Consider the following 18,830-nt stretch of genomic DNA (forward strand, 5'->3'; position numbering starts at 1 on the left):
TGACTAGTTCTATTCAGCTGGCGACTATGTGAATAGAACCGGAATATCGACGACGTGCCCCAGGAGGCAGCCCATGTCAGGACCCCGTCCCGTTCGAGCCCCCCGCGGAACCGGACTGAACACCCTGGGATGGCAGCAGGAAGCCGCCCTGCGGATGCTCCAGAACAACCTCGACCCCGAGGTCGCCGAGCACCCCGACAAGCTCGTCGTCTACGGCGGCACCGGCAAGGCCGCGCGCGACTGGCGCTCCTACGACGCGATGGTCCGCACGCTCCAGACGCTCAAGCAGGACGAGACCATGCTCGTCCAGTCCGGGCGCCCCGTCGGCGTCATGCAGACGCACGAGTGGGCGCCGCGCGTCCTCATCGCCAACTCCAACCTCGTCGGCGACTGGGCGAACTGGGAGGAGTTCCGGCGCCTGGAGGCGCTCGGGCTGACCATGTACGGCCAGATGACCGCCGGGTCCTGGATCTACATCGGCACCCAGGGCATCCTCCAGGGGACGTACGAGACGTTCGCCGCCGTCGCCGCCAAGAAGTTCGGCGGGACCCTCGCCGGGACGATCACCCTCACCGCCGGGCTCGGCGGGATGGGCGGCGCCCAGCCGCTCGCCGTCACCATGAACGACGGTGTCGCGATCTGCATCGACTGCGACCCCCGCGCCATCGAGCGCCGGATCGAGCACCGGTACCTGGACGTCAAGGCCGACAACCTCGCCCACGCGCTCCAGCTCGCCACCGAGGCCCGCGACCAGCGCAAGCCGCTGTCCATCGGCCTCCTCGGCAACGCCGCCGAGCTGCTCCCGCAGATGCTCGCCGAGGGTGCCCCCATCGACATCGTGACCGACCAGACCTCGGCGCACGACCCGCTCTCCTACCTGCCGGTCGGCGTCGACTTCGCCGACATGGCCGACGCGGCGGCGAAGGACCCGGCCGGGTTCACCACCCGCTCCCGCGAGTCCATGGCCCGCCACGTCGAGGCCATGGTCGGCTTCATGGACGCCGGCGCCGAGGTCTTCGACTACGGCAACTCCATCCGCGGCGAGGCCCAACTCGCCGGGTATGACCGCGCGTTCGCCTTCCCCGGGTTCGTCCCCGCCTACATCCGGCCGCTCTTCAGCGAAGGCAAGGGCCCCTTCCGCTGGGCCGCGCTCTCCGGTGAGGCGTCCGACATCGCGAAGACGGACAAGGCGATGCTGGAGCTGTTCCCCGAGAACGAGTCCCTCGCCCGCTGGATCAAGCTCGCCGGTGAACGCGTCCACTTCCAGGGCCTCCCCGCCCGTATCTGCTGGCTCGGCTACGGCGAGCGCGACAAGGCCGGCGAGCGCTTCAACGACATGGTCGCGAGCGGCGAGCTGGCGGCGCCGCTGGCGATCGGCCGCGACCACCTGGACGCCGGCTCGGTGGCCTCCCCGTACCGCGAGACCGAGGCCATGCTCGACGGCTCCGACGCGATCGCCGACTGGCCGCTGCTCAACGCGATGGTCAACGTGGCGTCCGGCGCGTCGTGGGTGTCGATCCACCACGGCGGCGGCGTCGGCATGGGCCGCTCGATCCACGCGGGCCAGGTCTCGGTGGCCGACGGCACGAAGCTGGCGGGCGAGAAGATCCGCCGCGTCCTGACGAACGACCCCGGCATGGGGGTCATCCGGCATGTGGACGCGGGTTACGAGATCGCCGAGAGGGTGGCGGACGAGCGCGGGGTACGCATCCCGATGCGCGAGGGCGGGGACGCGTGACGGACGGGAACGCCCAGGTGGGGGCCACGACACTGTCCGTGGCTCCCCCCTCCTTCCAGGAGATGTGGCGCCAGCTCCACCCCATCGGCCGCCACCCCGACTCCCACGGCTACCGGCGCTTCGCCTGGACCCCCGCCGACGCCGACTGTCGGGCCTGGTTCCGGGAGCAGGCCGAGCTGCGGGGGCTCGCGTACGAGGTCGACCGGAACGGGAACCAGTGGGCCTGGCTCGGTGACCCCGCTGCCGGGGACGCCGTCGTCACCGGGTCCCACCTCGACTCCGTGCCCGACGGGGGCGCCTTCGACGGGCCCCTCGGCGTCGTGTCCTCCTTCGCCGCGCTCGATGAACTCCGCGCGCGCGGCGTCCGGTTCACCAAGCCCTTCGGCATCGTCAACTTCGGCGACGAGGAGGGCGCCCGGTTCGGGCTCGCCTGCGTCGGGTCCCGGCTCACCTCGGGGAAGCTGACCCTCGCGCAGGCCCACCAGCTCACCGACGGCGACGGGATCAGCCTCCCGAAGGCCATGGAAGCCGCCGGGTACGACCCCGACGGCATCGGCGCCGACAACGAACGCCTCGACCGCATCGGCGCCTTCGTCGAACTGCACGTCGAGCAGGGCAGGGCGCTCGACCTCTCCGGCGACCAGGTCGGGATCGCCAGCGCCATCTGGCCGCACGGGCGTTGGCGCTTCGACTTCCGGGGCGAGGCCAACCACGCGGGGACGACGCGCCTCGTGGACCGGCGTGACCCGATGCTGTCGTACGCGGAGACCGTGCTCGCCGCACGCCGGGAGGCGCAACTCGCCGGAGCCGTCGCCACCTTCGGCAAGATCTCCGTCGAGCCCAACGGCGTCAACGCGATCCCCTCGCTCGTACGCGGCTGGCTGGACTCCCGCGCGGCCGAGCAGGAGACCCTCGACACGGTCGTCACCGGCATCGAGAAGGCCGCGCAGGTCTACGCGCAGGAGCACGGCGTCGAACTGGACGTCGTACGCGAGTCGTTCACGCCGGTCGTGGAGTTCGACCACGCCCTGCGCGACGAGCTGGCCCGACTCCTCGGCAAGGACACCGGCCTCACCGTCCCCGTCCTCGGCACCGGCGCGGGACACGACGCCGGGATCCTGTCGGGACGCATCCCGACCGCCATGCTGTTCGTGCGCAACCCCACCGGCGTCTCGCACTCCCCGGCGGAGTCCGCGACGGAGGACGACTGCGTGGCCGGGGTGCAGGCGCTCGCCGACGTACTGGAAGGGCTGGCCCGCGTATGACGACGTACTGGCTGGAGCACGCCTGGCTGGACCCGGTGGTGGAACCGGGCGTGACCCTGGAGGTCACCGACGGCAGGATCACGGCCGTACGCAAGGGCGTCGAGACCCCGCCCCCGGGCGCGGAGGTCCTGCGGGGCCTGACCCTCCCCGGCCTCGCGAACGCGCACAGCCACGCCTTCCACCGGGCCCTGCGCGGCACGGTCCAGGTCGGCTCCGGGACGTTCTGGACCTGGCGCGAGGTGATGTACGGCGTCGCGGACCGGCTCACCCCGGAGAAGTACCATGCGCTGGCCCGCGCGGTGTACGCGGAGATGGCGCTCGCCGGGATCACGACGGTCGGCGAGTTCCACTACGTCCACCACACCCCGGACGGCACCCCGTACGCCGACCGCAACGCGATGGGCGAGGCGCTGATCCAGGCGGCGGCGGACGCCGGGATCAGGATCACGCTGCTCGACGCCTGCTACCTGTCGGCGGGGTTCGGGCAGGAGCCGAACCGGCACCAGCGCCGCTTCTCCGACGGCGACGCGGAGAGCTGGGCGGCACGCTGTTCAGAACTCAAGGAACAAGGTCACGCACGGATCGGCGCGGCGATCCACTCCGTACGGGCGGTCCCGGCGGACCAGCTCGCGACCGTCGCCGCCTGGGCCTCGGACCGCCGCGCCCCCCTCCACATCCACCTCTCCGAGCAGACCGCCGAGAACGACGCCTGCCAGGCCGCCCACGGCCGCACGCCGACCCGCCTCCTCGCCGACCACGGCGTCCTCGGCCCCCGCACCACCGGCGTCCACAACACCCACCTCACGACCGAGGACATCGCCCTGATCGGCGGCTCGGGCACCGGCACCTGCATGTGCCCGACGACGGAACGCGACCTGGCCGACGGCATCGGACCCGCCGTAGCCCTCCAGCAGGCGGGCTCCCCGCTCTCCCTCGGCTCCGACAGCCACGCCGTGATCGACCTCTTCGAGGAAGCCCGCGCGATGGAGCTGAACGAGCGCCTGCGCACCCGCACCCGGGGCCACTGGACGGCGGCGGCCCTCCTGCGCGCGGCCTCGGAGGACGGCCACGCCGCGCTCGGCTGGGACGACGCCGGCACCCTCGCCCCCGGCTCCCTCGCGGACTTCACGACGATCGCCCTCGACTCCGTCAGAACCGCGGGCCCGCTGCCGCGACTGGGCGCGGAGACGGCCGTATTCGCCGCGTCGGCGGCAGATGTCCGCCATACGGTCGTGGGCGGCCGGCACGTCGTACGGGACGGGGCCCACACCGCCGTACCGGACGTCCCGCGAGCCCTCGCGGCGGCCGTCGCCGACCTGCGCTCCTGACCTTCGCAACCCACGAGGACGCCATGAACGCCCCCACCACGCCCAGCAGCCCCATCGGGCCGAACCAGGCGAACAGCACGACCGGTACGACGACCGTCATCACGAACATCGGCACTCTCGTCACCAACGACCCCTCCCTGGGCGACAACACCCCACTCGGACTGATCCACGACGCGGCCGTCGTCATCGACGGCGACCGCGTCGTCTGGACCGGTGAATCCAGCAAAGCACCCGCCACTGACAATCGGGTCGACGCCGGCGGCCGGGCCGTCCTCCCGGGCTTCGTCGACTCCCACTCCCACCTCGTCTTCGCGGGCGACCGCACGGCCGAGTTCAACGCGCGCATGTCAGGCCGCCCGTACACGGCAGGCGGCATCCGTACGACGGTGGCGGCGACCCGCGCGGCCACCGACGAGGCCCTCGAAGCGAACCTCACGGGCTACCTCGCGGAAGCCCTCCGCCAGGGCACGACCACGATGGAGACCAAGTCCGGCTACGGCCTGACGGTCGAGGACGAGTCCCGCGCGCTCCGCATCGCCGCGCGCCACACGGACGAGGTCACGTACCTCGGCGCGCACATCGTCTCGCCGGACTACGCCGACGACCCGGCCGCGTACGTGGCTCTCGTCACCGGCGAGATGCTCAACGCCTGCGCCCCGCACGCCCGTTGGATCGACGTCTTCTGCGAGAAGGGCGCGTTCGACGGCGACCAGGCACGGGCAATTCTCAAGGCGGGCAAGGAAAAGGGCCTCCACCCCCGCGTCCACGCGAACCAACTCACGTACGGACCGGGCGTCCAACTGGCCGTGGAACTGGACGCGGCGAGCGCGGACCACTGCACGCACCTGACGGACGAGGACGTGGACGCGCTGGCCAACAGCGACACGGTCGCCACCCTCCTGCCGGGCGCGGAATTCTCGACGCGAGCCGAATGGCCGGACGCACGGCGCCTGTTGGCGGCGGGAGCCACGGTCGCCCTCTCGACGGACTGCAACCCGGGTTCGTCCTTCACGTCCTCGGTCCCGTTCTGCATCGCGCTGGCGGTGAGGGACATGGGGATGACGCCGGACGAGGCGGTGTGGTCGGCGACGGCGGGGGGAGCGGCGGCGCTGCGACGTACGGATGTGGGCCGAGTAACTCCGGGCGCCCAGGCGGACTTGATCCTCCTGAACGCCCCGAGCCACGTGCACTTGGCGTACCGCCCTGGGGTACCCCTAGTGGCAGAAGTCTGGAAACGAGGGCGAGTTATCTAGGGGCGCGGGGAACTGCGCGAACAACCACGACGGTGCCGCACCCGCCAAACCACCTGGTGCGGCACCCCCTTAGGCACCTACTCCTCGACAGTCAGCCCCTTCCGCAACCGCACCAACGTCCGAGCCAACAACCGCGACACATGCATCTGCGAGATCCCCAACTCCTCCCCGATCTCCGACTGCGTGAGCCCCGCAACGAACCGCAACGACAGAATCCGCCGATCCCTGGGCTGAAGTTCGGCAATGAGCGGCTTCAACGACTCGACGTACTCGATCCCTTCGAGCCCGTGATCCTCGTACCCGATCCGATCGGCCAGAGCCCCTTCCGTCTCCTCCTCGTCAGGCTGAGCATCGAGGGAGGAGGCGGTGTAAGCATTGGACGCGGCCATCCCCTCAACGACCTCATCGGCGGAGATACCAAGCCGCTCGGCAAGCTCGGCAACGGTGGGAGAGCGATCAAGCCGCTGGGACAACTCATCGCCGGCCTTGGCGAGTTCGAGCCGCAACTCCTGAAGCCGCCGAGGCACACGGACGGACCAGGACGTGTCCCGGAAGAACCGCTTGATCTCACCGACGATGGTCGGCATGGCGAAGGTGGGGAACTCGACGCCTCTGCTGAGCTCGAACCGGTCGATGGCCTTGATCAGCCCGATCGTGCCGACCTGGACGATGTCCTCCATCGGCTCGCTACGGGAGCGGAAGCGCGACGCGGCGAACTTGACGAGCGCGAGGTTGAGCTCGACGAGGGTGTTGCGGACGTACGCGTACTCGTGGGTGCCCTCTTCGAGGGCTTCGAGGCGGGCGAAGAGCGTCTTGGACAGCGCGCGGGCGTCGACCGCGCCGATCTCGTCGTACGGCGGGATGTCCGGAAGATCCGCGAGGGGATCGAGGTCGTGGGGATCAAGCTGTTCCGGTGGGGGTGTCGACGCCGCCGTCGGGGGCCGGGATGCGTCGAGCCGGGGTGACATGTCGTCCTCCATCGTTCTCGGCAGGTGTGGCGAATGGCTGCCGGAGCCAGTGCGTGTGGACTGCGGTGTGCGGCGCCTCCGAAGCCGTCCGTTCGTTCCCCCTGGAAAAGGGGCTGCTACTAGCCCTACCTGCTTCCCCGACCCGACCGCAACCATGGTATGTCCGCTTTGTCAAGGTTGGTGTGGTTGTTCGAGTGTCGAGAGATGGTGTACAAGGCGTAGTGTTCGGGAGCATCGGTACACGGCTACGACCTCGGGAGAGAAGACGGCATGGACCACGGGACGGTCGGCAGCGCACAGTCGGGCCGGCTGCTGGTGGAGGTGCGGGAAGAGGGCTCCAGTGCGGTCGTCACCCCCGCGGGTGAGCTCGATCACCACACCGCGGAGCTGCTGCGCGAACCTCTGGACGCATGTCTGGCGAAGGGTTTCAGCCGTCTCGTCATCGACTGCTCGCGGCTGGAGTTCTGCGACTCCACGGGGCTGAACGTGCTGCTCGGCGCCCGCCTCAAGGCGGAGGCCGCCGGTGGTGGCGTCCACCTCGCCGGGATGCAGCCGGTCGTCGCCCGGGTCTTCGAGATCACCGGCGCCGAGGCCGTCTTCACCGTTCACGCCTCGGTCGCCGACGCGCTGCCGGGCCCGGGCGCCGACGGCTGAGACTGCCCGCCCGCCGGAGTGTGTTCCGTACGCCGGGCCGGGCAGGAGACTTCGTGAACATGTCGGCGGCACGTGTGTACGAACCCGTGTGGGAGCGGGCGCCGTCGACCCTGAGAATGACCTGGTGCCTCTGGAACCGGTCGAACTGGTGAGGTGAAGCGCTGATGAGCACGACCCGGCCCCCTGCGCCTGTGCCGTCCGGTGGTGAGCCGTCCGGCGAGGGTGTCCGGCGGTTGCGTCTCGACGGCGCGAGCGGCGTCGTACCGCTGGCCCGGGACTTCGCCCGGCAGGCGCTGTACGCGTGGGGCTGGCTCCCGGCGTCCGGCGCGGACCGCCGCGCCGCCGCCGAGGACGTGCTCCTCGTCGTCTCCGAACTGGTCACGAACGCGTGCCTGCACGCCGGGGGCCCCGAGGAGATCCGCATCTCCTGCGACAACAAGGTCATCCGGGTCGAGGTCGTGGACCGGGGAGCGGGCCAGCCGTCACCGCGCACGCCGCACCGCGCGGGGCGGCCCGGGGGGCACGGGATGTTCATCGTGCAGAGGCTGTGCCTGGACTGGGGGGTCGTACGGGCGCAGGGGGTGGGGGGCAAGACGGTGTGGGCGGAGCTGGGGGCTCCGGCCTGACGCGGAACACGCCTGCGCACTACGCGCCGCCGTCCCCCTTCCCTCCTCAAGCCGCCCGGCGTACCTTGACGCACCAAATCTGATGAGGCGTCAGGGGTGAGGGATCGTGGCCAAGCGGAAGCGGAGTGTCGTGCTCGCGTCGGGCGCGGTCCTGGCGGGGGTGGGCGCGCTGGCTGTCGCACCGCCCGCCTCGGCCGCCGCCGTCGACGTCAACTACGCCTGCAAGACGCCGATCGGGGACAAGAGCGCCCTCTCGCCGATCGACATCAAAGGGGTGAAGAGCGGGAGCGGTTACCGCATCACCATGTCGTGGCAGAAGGGCGTCTCGTCGAGCCCGGTCGAGCTGGGCGCCGGGGCGATGAAGCCGAGGGCCACCGTAAAACTGGGCGGCGCGGACAGTGGGACCCTCACCGTCACCGGGTCCGCGAACCAGGCCGCGATTCCGGCCAACACCCCCATAAAGATCAGCGACTTGAGCGGTACGTACACCCCGAAGGCATCCGGGAAGGTCACGTTCACCGCCGGTGTGCTGACGATCATCGCGCTCGGTACGACGACGACGTGTACGCCGACCAACTCACCCGGCGCGTCACTGACGTTGGACGTGACGGCGGACTCCGCACCGTCCCAACTCCCGCAGACCGGCCCGGAGGACTCCTTCGTCGCGCTCGGCACGCTCGGCGGGACGATCTTGCTGACCGGCGCCGCGGGCACCCTGTGGCTGACGCGTCGTGCTCGTTAGAAGAGCCGCCGCGCTGCTCGCCGCCCTCGCGCTGTGCCTGACCGTGCCGGGGACGGCGGAAGCGGCGTCGGGACCGACGGTCCAGCTCGGCAAGTCGGAGGCGGGCAAGGGCAGTTCGGTCACCGTCAGTGGCGCGGGCTGGCCGGCGGGCACGCTGCTCACGCTGTTGCTGTGCGGCCAGTCCAGCCCCTCAAGGGGCGTGCTCGGCGGCACCAACTCCTGTGCCAACGCGGACGGTCGGGCCGTGACGACCGACGCGAGGGGGCGCTTCAGCCGCCAACTCCCGGTCGTGGGACCGCCGGTGCCGTGTCCGTGTGTCGTCCACGTCGCGACGGCCACGGGCCAGAAGGCGCAGGCCGACGCCGTACTGAAGGTCGCGGGCCATGAGGAGAAGCCACTGCCTCAGGAGTCACCGACCGGCACCCTGCGCGTCCTGACGGACCCCCAACTCAAGGGTTCCAGCGGCCTGTTGACCTGGTTCGGCGCACCCCCCGCCCGCAAGCTGGTCGTCACGGTCGGGAACGCCGGGACGACCCCCGTCCGCAACCCCGTCTTCCAAGTCGGCACCGCACACGGCGTGTTCGCGCCCCAGTGGGACGACCACCAGTGGGACGGCACCCTCGCGCCCGGCCAAAAAGCGCGCCTGGAGCTGCCGTTCGAGCTGAGCAGCGGGGCGCACGGCGACTACACGGTCTCCCTGAGATACGGCGGCAAGGTCCTCACCGACCGGCCCTGGGACGTGGGCCGCCCCTGGGGCGTCGTCCTCTTCTGGGCGCTCGCGGCGATCGTCGTCCCCTCGGCGCTGTTCCGCATCGGCATGGCGATCGTCGACAAGGTCCGCCCCCGCCAACACCGCAGGCGGGGCGGCGTACGGCGCCTGCGCGGACGTATCCGCAGGCCGAAGCCGAAGCCGCCGCCCGCCGACACCACGAGCCCGACCCTGCCGTGGTTCTCCCCGGACACCCAGGGCCGCCTCTCCCCACCGCACGACGACCGAACGACCCCCAGCAGGAAGGGCACGATGTGAGAGCCACCAGGAGAGCGGCCGTCGCAGTGGTCGCCGTCGGGACGAGTGCGCTGCTCGGGCTCGCGGCCGTGCCCGCCATGGCCGCCGAGGTGTCGTACACCACCCACTGCGTCCCCCCGGCCGGGATCCCGCCCGTCGACGGGACCACCAAGGTGCAGATCACCGCGCCGGCCACCGCGAAGGTCGGGGACACCGTCGACGTCGTCTGGAAGTTCACGCAGGCCGCGTCCAAGAACCCGGACATCATCGACCTGCCCGCCAACTCCGTACAGCCGTCGGGGACGTTGAAGGCGTCCGGGGCGCAGAGCGGGGACGTGCCGATGACCGGGCCGCGCGAGAACCCGGCGATCCCCAAGGGCGGGGCGATGGTCCTCGCCGACATGAAGGGGACGCTCAAGCTGACGGCGGCGGGGGAGGTGAAGCTGACGCCGGACGCGTACGTCGTCAACGCGATGGGGACGAACACGAACTGCACACCTACGCAGGCGGTGTCGCCGTCGGCGACGATCACGGTGACCGGGGGTGGCAGCAACTCCCCGAGCCCCAGCGGCAGTTCGAGCAACTCGCCGAGTCCGAGCGGGAGTTCGTCGCCCCCGCCCTCCTCGTCACCGAGTCCCTCCCCGTCCGTTTCCGACGAACCCACCGACTTCACCGGCAAGGTCGTCGAGATCCCCTACACCTGCCAGTCACCCCTCGGCGAGAAGAAGGCGACCTCGCCCGTCCAGATCAACGCCAAGAAGAACGGCGGGAGTTATGACCTCTCCGTCCAGTTCAAGAAATCGGTGATGAACTCTCCCGCCGACATCCCGGCCGGATCGGTCAAACCGTCCATGGAGGTCAAGATCGGCGGCGCGGACAAGGGGACGGTCCACGTCGAAGGCCCCCTCAACTCCGGCGCGATCAAGACCGGCGACCCCATCCAGATCCCCGACCTGAAGGGCACCTACAAACCCGGCGCGACCGGTGAATCGACCCTGTCGCCAGGGGTGTTGCTCATCGAGGCGCTCGGCACGAAGACGAAGTGCACGCCGGACAAGAGCCTGGTCTCCCTCACCCTCAAGACGGACAAACAGGAAGGCGGCGCCTCCGGAGGCACCTCCACGAGCGGCGGCTCCAGCACCACCGGCGGCCTCGCGAACACGGGTTCCGAGGACCACGGCGCGCTGAAGGCGCTGGGGCTGGTGGCCGGGACTGCGGTCCTGCTGGGCGGGGCCGTGTTCACGTTCCTGCCGAAGCGGAAGACGCGGTAGACACGGAGAAGGGCCGCCCCCTCGGGGACGGCCCTCCCACAGAGAACGGCAACCTCAGCGGACGTCGCCCATAAGGGAGTTGACGCGCTTGCGGTACATCCACACCGCACCACCCGCGATCACCGCGAGGACGGCTTCGAGGGCGACGAAGCTCATCTTGTCGAGGTTCACCCCACCGACGGCAGGGTTGGACAGCAGCGCCGTCACGGAGTCGCCGGCCGTCACCGCGAGGAACCAGACGCCCATCATCTGGGACGCGTACTTGGCCGGCGCCATCTTCGTCGTGACGGAGAGGCCGACCGGGGAGAGGGTCAGCTCGCCCAGCGTCTGGACGAAGTAGATCCCGGCGATCCACAGCGCGGCGGCCTTGTGCCCGCCCTCGGCGATCGACAGCGGCGCGAGGAACAGGAAGAACGAGGCACCGATCAGCACGAGACCGGCCGCGAACTTCACGATCGTGCTCGGCTCCTGACCGCGCCGGTTCAGCCACAGCCACAGCCACGCGAACACCGGCGCGAGCGCCATGATCATGACCGGGTTGACCGACTGGTACCAGGAGACCGGGAACTCCCAGCCGAAGACCGTGTTGTCGGCCTTGCCCTCCGCGAAGATCGACAGCGTCGACCCGCCCTGGTCGTAGATCATCCAGAACACGGCGGCGGCGATGAAGAACCAGATGTAGGCGGACATCTTCGACTGCTCGGCCGCGTCGAGGTCCTTGTCCCGCTTGATCCGCCCGATCACCAGGACCGGGACGACGAGACCGACGACCGTCAGCGGGATCAGCGCCCAGTTCAGCGTGTAGTGGCCGCTGAAGCCGACAACGCCGTAGAAGACGGCGGCGACCGCGAGCCAGATCAGGCCCTTGCGCAGGGTGGCCGTCTTCTCGGCGGCGGACAGCGGGGTCGGTACGACGTCGCTGCGCTCGCTCAGGTGGCGGGTGCCCAGCAGGAACTGGCCGAGGCCCAGCGCCATGCCGACGGCGGCGAGCGCGAAGCCGAAGTGCCAGTTCACGTTCTCGCCGATGGTGCCGATCACCAGCGGCGCCGCGAACGCGCCCAGGTTGATGCCGATGTAGAAGATCGTGAAGCCGCCGTCGCGGCGCGGGTCGTCCGGGCCGTCGTAGAGGTGGCCGACCATCGTCGAGATGTTGGCCTTCAGCAGGCCGGAGCCGAGCGCGACGAGGCCGAGACCGGCGTAGAAGCTGGCGGAGGACGGGACCGCGAGGCAGAGGTGACCGGCCATGATGATCACACCGGCGGTGGCGACGGTCCGGCGGGGGCCGAGCACGCGGTCCGCGAACCAGCCGCCGGGCAGCGCGAGCAGGTACACCAGCGAGACGTACACGGAGTAGATCGCCGTCGCCGTACCGGCGCTCAGGTGCATACCGCCCGGTGCCACCAGGTACAGCGGCAGCAGAGCCCGCATGCCGTAGTACGAGAACCTCTCCCACATCTCCGTCAGGAACAGAGTGGCCAAGCCGCGCGGGTGGCCGAAGAAGGTACCGGTGGAGCCGGGGGTGCCCGGACGTACCGAGTCCTTCGTCAGGCTGGACGCCATGATGGATCCTTGCTGCTGTTTACAGGTCGCTTACACCGGTACGCACGAAAAAGGACCCCCGGCTTCTTCGCCGACGGTCCCGCAGTGCAACAGGCGTTTGCCACCTTACGACGGAGTAGGGGGCGAAATGGAAGCGTTTGAGGCATGGATCACAAGGTCTGGACCAGGCTCGCGCGCCCGTGATGCCCCGTCTTGCCCCTTGGTAAGAAACAGACAGGGCGATCACACCCCTGGCCACCTCCGGTGCGGACTACCATCAGCTTCATGACCCGTGTACTGCTAGCCGAGGACGACGCGTCCATCTCGGAACCCCTGGCCCGCGCCCTGCGCCGGGAAGGGTACGAGGTCGAGGTGCGCGAGGACGGACCGACCGCGCTCGACGCCGGGATGCAGGGCGGCATCGACCTGGTCGTGCTCGACCTCGGACTCCCCGGCATGGACGGCCTCGAAGTCGCCCGCCGGCTGCGCTCCGAGGGCCACGCCGTGCCGATCCTCATTCTTACCGCCCGCGCGGACGAGGTCGACACGGTCGTGGGGCTCGACGCGGGGGCCGATGACTACGTCACCAAGCCGTTCCGTCTTGCGGAGTTGCTCGCGCGGGTGCGGGCGCTGCTTCGGCGTGGGGCCGCTGAGCCCTCGCAGCCGCCGGCCACGCACGGTGTGCGCATCGACGTCGAGTCTCACCGGGCGTGGATGGGGGACGAAGAACTCCAGTTGACCGCGAAGGAGTTCGATCTGTTGCGGGTGCTTGTCCGGGATGCCGGGCGGGTGGTTACTCGTGATCAGTTGATGCGCGAGGTGTGGGACACGACGTGGTGGTCGTCCACGAAGACGCTGGATATGCACATCTCTTGGCTGCGTAAGAAGCTCGGGGATGATGCAGCGAACCCTCGGTATATCGCTACCGTTCGGGGTGTCGGCTTCCGGTTCGAGAAGAGCTAGGCGCTACGCGCGTAACGCCGTAGGGGTTTTGGTTGTGGGGCGGCTGCGGGTCCGATTGGGCTGGTCGCGCAGTTCCCCGCGCCCCTAAAAGACACAGCCCTCCCGGCATCTGAAACTTCCGTCGGAGTCACGTCGTGCGTCGTCGTCTTATTCAGTCCACCCTCGCTGTCGTTCTCGTCGTCATCGCCGTTTTCGGGGTCTCCCTCGTCATCGTCGAGAGCCGGACCATCAGCAACGCCGCTCAGGAACGCGTCGACTCCGAGGCCGTGCGGCTCGTGGGGATCGTGGACAGTCGGCTGCTCGGGTCCGAGGACGTGAACGCCGGGATATTGCGGGATCAGGTGACGCAGGACCGGTACGCCGTGATCCGCATCCCCGGTCGCGCGCCGATCGAGATCGGGGAGAAGCCCGAGGGCGAGGTCATCCACTCGGAGCAGTCGGGCGAGCGGGGGGAGACCGTACGGGTCGAGGAACCCAAGTCCGCGGTGACCCGCGAGGTCGGCCGTACGCTGCTGATCATCGGCCTCGTCGCCATGCTGGCCGTCATCGCCGCCGTACTCCTCGCCGTACGCCAGGCCAACAAACTGGCGTCCCCCCTGACGGACCTCGCGGAGACCGCCGAACGCCTGGGCTCCGGCGACCCCCGCCCCCGCCACAAGCGGTACGGCGTCCCCGAGCTGGACCGGGTCGCGGACGTCCTGGACTCCTCGGCGGAACGTATCGGCCGGATGCTCACCGCCGAACGCCGCCTGGCCGCCGACGCCTCCCACCAGCTCCGTACGCCGCTCACGGCCCTGTCGATGCGGCTGGAGGAGATCACCCTCACCGACGACCTGGAGACGGTGAAGGAGGAGGCGAACGTCGCCCTCACACAGGTGGAGCGCCTCACGGACGTGGTGGAACGCCTCCTGACGAACTCACGCGACCCCCGCACGGGCAACGCGGTCTCCTTCGACCTCGACGAGGTCATCCAGCAGCAGCTGGCGGAGTGGCGCCCGGCGTACCGCTCCTCGGGCCGGGCGATCGTCAGCTCGGGCAAGCGTCACTTGCAGGCGGTGGGTACGCCGGGAGCGGTGGCCCAGGTCTTGGCGGCCCTGATCGAGAACTCCCTGATGCACGGCGGCGGCACGGTGGCCCTCCGTACCCGCGTGACCGGCAACCAGTCGGTGATCGAGGTGACGGACGAGGGCCCGGGCGTCCCCGCCGACCTCGGCGCCCGCATCTTCGAGCGCGCCATCAGCGGCCGTAACTCCACCGGCATCGGCCTGGCGGTGGCCCGCGATCTGGCGGAGGCGGACGGCGGCCGGCTGGAGATGCTCCAGGCCCAGCCCCCGGTCTTCGGCCTGTTCCTCTCCCGCACAGCCCCCCTGAAGAAGCCCGCGGAGACGGAAGAGCCGACGGTGCGCTAGGGCCCTTCTGATGGCTGGGGCGGACTCAATGCCTGATCAGCCACAGGATCCGGTCCCACGACAGCAGGTGGTACACGAGCAGCACGCCGGCGAGCAGCACGGCGAGCTTGCGGGATCCCGCCGCGTACAACGCCGCCGCACCGCCGAAGAACACGGCCAGCTCCAGCAGGAACCGCAGCGGACCAGGTGTCGCGATCACCGTCCCCCCGGACCGGGACGCATCGTCCGGGGTGGCGAAGACCCCCCACAGCACGGCCACGATCAGGGGAACGGCGACCGCGCAGACATACCGCAGAGGACCAGGCGTGACAGCCCGCGCCCAGAGCCCGAAGCACACCAGAGCCACCAGCTCCAGCACGAACCTCACACCGAGGAACAGAGGGTGAAAACCGTACCCGAACGACATGTCCTCTACGCCCGCTCGCTCACTCGCGCCGCCGCAGCGGACCTCTGCTCCAGAAACGCCTCCGCGCCGGCCACGGCCTCCTTCGCGGGCAGCGTCTTGAACACCCACGTCCGGTACGACCAGAACCGGAACAGCGTCGCGATCCCGATGCCGACGAACTTGAAGATGTTGCTCTGGAGCGGGCTGTCCCAGTGGAACGAGTACGTCGCGACGTAGAGCACCCCGTTCTCGATGACCATCCCGATGACCGAGAAGAAGAGGAAGAGGGTCAGCTCCTTCGTCCGCCCGCTCTTGTCGCGGTCGCGGTACGTGAAGTACCGGAACCCGACGTAGTTGAAGACGATGGAGACGACCGTGGCGATGACGCTCGCCCGGACGACCTGGAGGTCGGTGACATGCCGTACGAGGTTGAAGACGGCGAGGTTGACCAGTAGCCCGGCCCCTCCCACCGCACCGAACTTCGCCACCTCGCGACTGACGCGGCGCAATCCGGAGGCATGCCCCGTGGAACCGTGTTCCATGCTTGTACAAGCCCCCGTCCGGGTTGGTTTCGTCAACCCAGCCATGCTAACCACCCTCGATGGAGGTTTCCTGTGGTCGACCTCACGGGTTGGGAACGGCTCGGGAAGCAGTGGGGAAACACGGGGTATGAACCGGGGAAACCGGCAGTAAGAGGCGCGCAGGACCAGCCGCCCGGCACGGCCGATATCCTGGACGCGTGACGTTCCCGGTAGTCGGCATGATCGGCGGCGGCCAGCTCGCGCGTATGACGCACGAGGCGGGCATCCCGCTGGGCATCAGGTTCAAGCTCCTCAGTGACACCCCCCAGGACTCGGCGGCACAGGTCGTGAGCGAAGTCGTCATCGGCGACTACCGCGACCTGGAGACGTTGCGTGCCTTCGCGCGGGGCTGCGATGTGATCACTTTCGATCACGAACACGTCCCCACGGACCACCTCCGCGCCCTGGAGGCGGACGGCATCCCGGTCCGCCCCGGCCCGGACGCGCTGGTGCACGCCCAGGACAAGGGCGTGATGCGCGCGAAGCTGACGGAGATCGGCGTCCCGTGCCCCCGCCACCGCATCGTGACGGACCCGGCGGACGTCGCGGCGTTCGCGGCGGAGGGCGACGGCTTCCCCGTCGTCCTCAAGACCGTGCGCGGCGGGTACGACGGCAAGGGCGTCTGGGTCGTGGACGGCCCCGAGGACGCGGCGGACCCCTTCCGCGCGGGTGTCCAGGTCCTCGCCGAGGAGAAGGTCGATTACGTCCGTGAGCTGGCCGCCAACGTCGTCCGCTCCCCGCACGGCCAGGCTGTCGCCTACCCGGTGGTCGAGTCGCAGCAGGTGAACGGCGTCTGTGACACGGTGATAGCCCCCGCCCCCGGCCTGGACGAGACCCTCGCCCTCAAGGCGGAGGAGATGGCCCTGAGGATCGCGAAGGAACTCGGCGTGGTCGGCCACCTCGCCGTCGAGCTGTTCCAGACCCAAGACGGCCGCATCCTGGTCAACGAACTCGCGATGCGCCCCCACAACTCGGGCCACTGGACCCAGGACGGCGCGATCACGTCCCAGTTCGCCAACCACGTCCGCGCGGTCCTGGACCTCCCCCTCGGCGACCCCCGCCCCCGCGCCCCCTGGACGGTGATGGTCAACGTCCTCGGCGGCGACTACCCCGACATGTACTCCGCGTACCTGCACTGCATGGCCCGCGACCCCCAGCTCAAGATCCACATGTACGGCAAGGACGTGAAGCCCGGCCGCAAGGTGGGCCACGTCAACACCTACGGCGACAACCTGGACGACGCACTGGAACGCGCGCGCCACGCAGCCGGATACCTGAGAGGCACGATCACCGAATGAGCCCCGTCGCAGGCCCCGTCGTAGGCATCGTCATGGGGTCGGACTCCGACTGGCCCGTCATGGAGGCCGCAGCTCAGGCGCTCGACGAGTTCGAGGTCGCCTACGAGGTGGACGTCGTCTCCGCGCACCGTATGCCGCACGAGATGATCGCGTACGGCGAGCGGGCGGCCGAGCGTGGGCTGAAGGTGATCATCGCCGGGGCCGGGGGAGCGGCGCACCTGCCGGGGATGCTGGCGTCCGTGACGCCGCTGCCGGTCGTGGGGGTACCCGTCCCTCTCAAGTATCTGGACGGCATGGACTCCCTGCTGTCGATCGTGCAGATGCCGGCCGGCGTGCCGGTGGCGACCGTGTCCGTGGGCGGCGCCCGCAACGCCGGTCTGCTCGCCGCGCGCATCCTCGCCGCGCACGACGAGGAACTCCTCGGCCGGATGCGGGAGTTCCAGCAGGAGCTCAACGACCAGGCGACGGAGAAGGGCAAGCGGCTGCGGGCCAAGGTCGAGGGCGCCAAGGGGTCCTTCGGGTTCGGCAAGTGAGCGCCTCGACGCGGGACCAAGTCCGGGAACTCCTCGCAGAGTTCCCCATCGTCGACGGGCACAACGACCTCCCCTGGGCGCTGCGCGAACAGGTCCACTACGACCTCGCCGCGCGCGACATCGCCGTACGGCAGGACGCCCACCTGCACACCGACCTGCCGCGCCTGCGCGAAGGCGGGGTGGGAGCGCAGTACTGGTCCGTGTACGTGCGGTCCGATCTGCCGGACGCGGTGCCCTCGACGCTCGAACAGATCGACTGCGTACGGCAGTTGATCGACCGTCACCCGGACGCCCTGCGCGCCGCGTTCACCGCCGCCGACATGGAGGCGGCGCGCGCGGAGGGCCGTATCGCGTCGCTGATGGGCGCCGAGGGCGGCCACTCGATCGCCAACTCCCTCGGCACGCTGCGGGGGTTGTACGCGCTGGGCGTGCGCTACATGACGCTCACCCACAACGACAACATCGCGTGGGCCGACTCCGCGACGGACGTACCGAACGTCGGCGGGCTCTCGGCGTTCGGCCGCGAGGTCGTGCGCGAGATGAACCGGCTCGGGATGCTCGTCGACCTGTCGCACGTCGCCGCGACGACGATGCGGGCCGCGCTCGACACCTCCTCCGCGCCGGTGATCTTCTCGCACTCCTCGTCCCGCGCGGTCTGCGACCACCCCCGCAACGTCCCGGACGACGTCCTCGAACGCCTCCCCGCGAACGGCGGCATGGCGATGGTGACGTTCGTCCCCAAGTTCGTCCTCCAGGCGGCGGTCGACTGGACGGCGGCGGCCGACGAGAACATGCGCGCGCACGGCTTCCACCACCTCGCCACCACGCCCGAGGCGATGGCCGTCCACCACGCCTTCGAGGAGACGCACCCGCGCCCCGTCGCGACGGTCTCCACGGTCGCCGACCACCTCGACCACATGCGCGAGGTCGCCGGCGTCGACCACCTCGGCATCGGCGGCGACTACGACGGCACGGCCTTCACCCCCGAGGGCCTGCGCGACGTCTCCGGCTACCCCAACCTCCTCACGGAACTCCTCGACCGGGGCTGGTCCCGCGCCGACCTCGCGAAGCTGACGTGGCAGAACGCGGTACGGGTGCTGGGGGCGGCGGAGGACGTGGCGCGGGGTACCCAGGGGGTACGGGGTCCGTCGTCCGCGCGGATCGAGGAGCTGGACGGGGGCGTGTAGTACCTGGGAGGTAGCGGGGTACGACTCCGGGGGTACCCCTTCAAAACAGGTCGCGTACCCCCGAACGCCCCATCCACCGGGTGA

General features: G+C 70.0%; 18 protein-coding genes. 14 read left to right on the forward strand and 4 right to left on the reverse strand.

What is annotated here, in order from left to right:
• Positions 1-73: 73 nt before the first annotated feature.
• From hutU to hutI, 4 genes are all read left to right on the forward strand, one after another.
• Positions 74-1,738, forward strand: coding sequence for a urocanate hydratase (gene hutU, locus J8M50_RS07560; RefSeq protein ID WP_010352338.1), 1,665 nt, complete (start codon positions 74-76; stop codon positions 1,736-1,738).
• Positions 1,739-1,800: 62 nt separating this feature from the next.
• Entirely contained in the window at positions 1,801-3,003 is a 1,203-nt protein-coding gene (locus J8M50_RS07565; RefSeq protein ID WP_078480644.1) for an allantoate amidohydrolase, read from the forward strand.
• Positions 3,000-4,331 carry a formimidoylglutamate deiminase gene (locus J8M50_RS07570; RefSeq protein WP_010352340.1) on the forward strand — a complete coding sequence of 444 codons (1,332 nt, stop codon included), beginning with the start codon at positions 3,000-3,002 and terminating at the stop codon, positions 4,329-4,331. Before J8M50_RS07565 ends, J8M50_RS07570 begins: the two co-directional genes overlap by 4 nt.
• Positions 4,332-4,354: 23 nt before the next feature.
• Positions 4,355-5,584: an imidazolonepropionase gene (gene hutI, locus J8M50_RS07575; protein ID WP_010352342.1), complete on the forward strand. Its 1,230-nt coding sequence runs from the start codon at positions 4,355-4,357 to the stop codon at positions 5,582-5,584.
• A 77-nt stretch (positions 5,585-5,661) separates the two neighbouring features.
• Here hutI and J8M50_RS07580 read toward each other — a convergent pair whose 3' ends face one another.
• Positions 5,662-6,552: an RNA polymerase sigma factor SigF gene (locus J8M50_RS07580; protein ID WP_010352344.1), complete on the reverse strand. Its 891-nt coding sequence runs from the start codon at positions 6,550-6,552 to the stop codon at positions 5,662-5,664.
• Positions 6,553-6,822: 270 nt separating this feature from the next.
• Here J8M50_RS07580 and J8M50_RS07585 point away from each other — a divergent pair, with 270 nt between their 5' ends.
• From J8M50_RS07585 to J8M50_RS07605, 5 genes are all read left to right on the forward strand, one after another.
• On the forward strand, positions 6,823-7,206 hold the full coding sequence (locus tag J8M50_RS07585) for an STAS domain-containing protein (RefSeq protein ID WP_010352345.1): 384 nt from the start codon (positions 6,823-6,825) through the stop codon (positions 7,204-7,206).
• A 164-nt stretch (positions 7,207-7,370) separates the two neighbouring features.
• Positions 7,371-7,832 carry an ATP-binding protein gene (locus J8M50_RS07590; RefSeq protein ID WP_050987177.1) on the forward strand — a complete coding sequence of 154 codons (462 nt, stop codon included), beginning with the start codon at positions 7,371-7,373 and terminating at the stop codon, positions 7,830-7,832.
• 106 nt (positions 7,833-7,938) lie between these two features.
• Positions 7,939-8,574, forward strand: coding sequence for an LPXTG cell wall anchor domain-containing protein (locus J8M50_RS07595; protein ID WP_010352347.1), 636 nt, complete (start codon positions 7,939-7,941; stop codon positions 8,572-8,574).
• Complete coding sequence (locus J8M50_RS07600) at positions 8,564-9,601, forward strand: hypothetical protein (RefSeq protein ID WP_010352348.1); 1,038 nt, start codon at positions 8,564-8,566, stop codon at positions 9,599-9,601. The genes J8M50_RS07595 and J8M50_RS07600 overlap by 11 nt, the downstream gene beginning before the upstream one ends.
• Before the next feature lie 77 nt (positions 9,602-9,678).
• Positions 9,679-10,851, forward strand: coding sequence for a hypothetical protein (locus tag J8M50_RS07605; protein ID WP_100216717.1), 1,173 nt, complete (start codon positions 9,679-9,681; stop codon positions 10,849-10,851).
• Positions 10,852-10,905: 54 nt separating this feature from the next.
• Here the strand turns inward: J8M50_RS07605 and J8M50_RS07610 are convergent, their stop codons facing one another.
• The gene (locus J8M50_RS07610; RefSeq protein WP_010352350.1) at positions 10,906-12,411 is read right to left on the reverse strand and encodes a peptide MFS transporter; all 1,506 of its coding nucleotides are present in this window, start codon (positions 12,409-12,411) and stop codon (positions 10,906-10,908) included.
• Between the two features lie 264 nt (positions 12,412-12,675).
• Here J8M50_RS07610 and J8M50_RS07615 point away from each other — a divergent pair, with 264 nt between their 5' ends.
• Together J8M50_RS07615 and J8M50_RS07620 are read left to right on the forward strand one after the other, a co-directional pair.
• The gene (locus J8M50_RS07615) at positions 12,676-13,353 is read left to right on the forward strand and encodes a response regulator transcription factor (RefSeq protein WP_010352351.1); all 678 of its coding nucleotides are present in this window, start codon (positions 12,676-12,678) and stop codon (positions 13,351-13,353) included.
• A gap of 134 nt (positions 13,354-13,487) precedes the next feature.
• Positions 13,488-14,762 carry a sensor histidine kinase gene (locus tag J8M50_RS07620; protein ID WP_010352352.1) on the forward strand — a complete coding sequence of 425 codons (1,275 nt, stop codon included), beginning with the start codon at positions 13,488-13,490 and terminating at the stop codon, positions 14,760-14,762.
• Positions 14,763-14,787: 25 nt separating this feature from the next.
• Here J8M50_RS07620 and J8M50_RS07625 read toward each other — a convergent pair whose 3' ends face one another.
• Together J8M50_RS07625 and J8M50_RS07630 are read right to left on the reverse strand one after the other, a co-directional pair.
• The gene (locus J8M50_RS07625) at positions 14,788-15,129 is read right to left on the reverse strand and encodes a YrdB family protein (RefSeq protein WP_223786179.1); all 342 of its coding nucleotides are present in this window, start codon (positions 15,127-15,129) and stop codon (positions 14,788-14,790) included.
• Between the two features lie 44 nt (positions 15,130-15,173).
• Complete coding sequence (locus J8M50_RS07630) at positions 15,174-15,689, reverse strand: GtrA family protein (protein WP_010352354.1); 516 nt, start codon at positions 15,687-15,689, stop codon at positions 15,174-15,176.
• A gap of 197 nt (positions 15,690-15,886) precedes the next feature.
• On the opposite strand from J8M50_RS07630, the gene J8M50_RS07635 reads away from it, so the two are divergent.
• The 3 genes from J8M50_RS07635 to J8M50_RS07645 are packed head-to-tail and all read left to right on the forward strand — an operon-like array spanning position 15,887 to position 18,746.
• Positions 15,887-17,026 (forward strand): 5-(carboxyamino)imidazole ribonucleotide synthase, encoded by a 1,140-nt coding sequence (locus J8M50_RS07635; protein ID WP_029183657.1) that lies wholly within the window; start codon positions 15,887-15,889, stop codon positions 17,024-17,026.
• A complete protein-coding gene (gene purE, locus J8M50_RS07640; RefSeq protein ID WP_010352356.1) occupies positions 17,023-17,559 on the forward strand; it encodes a 5-(carboxyamino)imidazole ribonucleotide mutase in 537 nt (178 codons plus the stop codon). Before J8M50_RS07635 ends, purE begins: the two co-directional genes overlap by 4 nt.
• Positions 17,556-18,746 (forward strand): dipeptidase, encoded by a 1,191-nt coding sequence (locus tag J8M50_RS07645; protein ID WP_010352357.1) that lies wholly within the window; start codon positions 17,556-17,558, stop codon positions 18,744-18,746. The genes purE and J8M50_RS07645 overlap by 4 nt, the downstream gene beginning before the upstream one ends.
• The last annotated feature ends 84 nt before the right edge of the window (positions 18,747-18,830 follow it).

It is taken from the genome of Streptomyces acidiscabies, from assembly GCF_020010905.1.
Lineage (GTDB): Bacteria > Actinomycetota > Actinomycetes > Streptomycetales > Streptomycetaceae > Streptomyces > Streptomyces acidiscabies.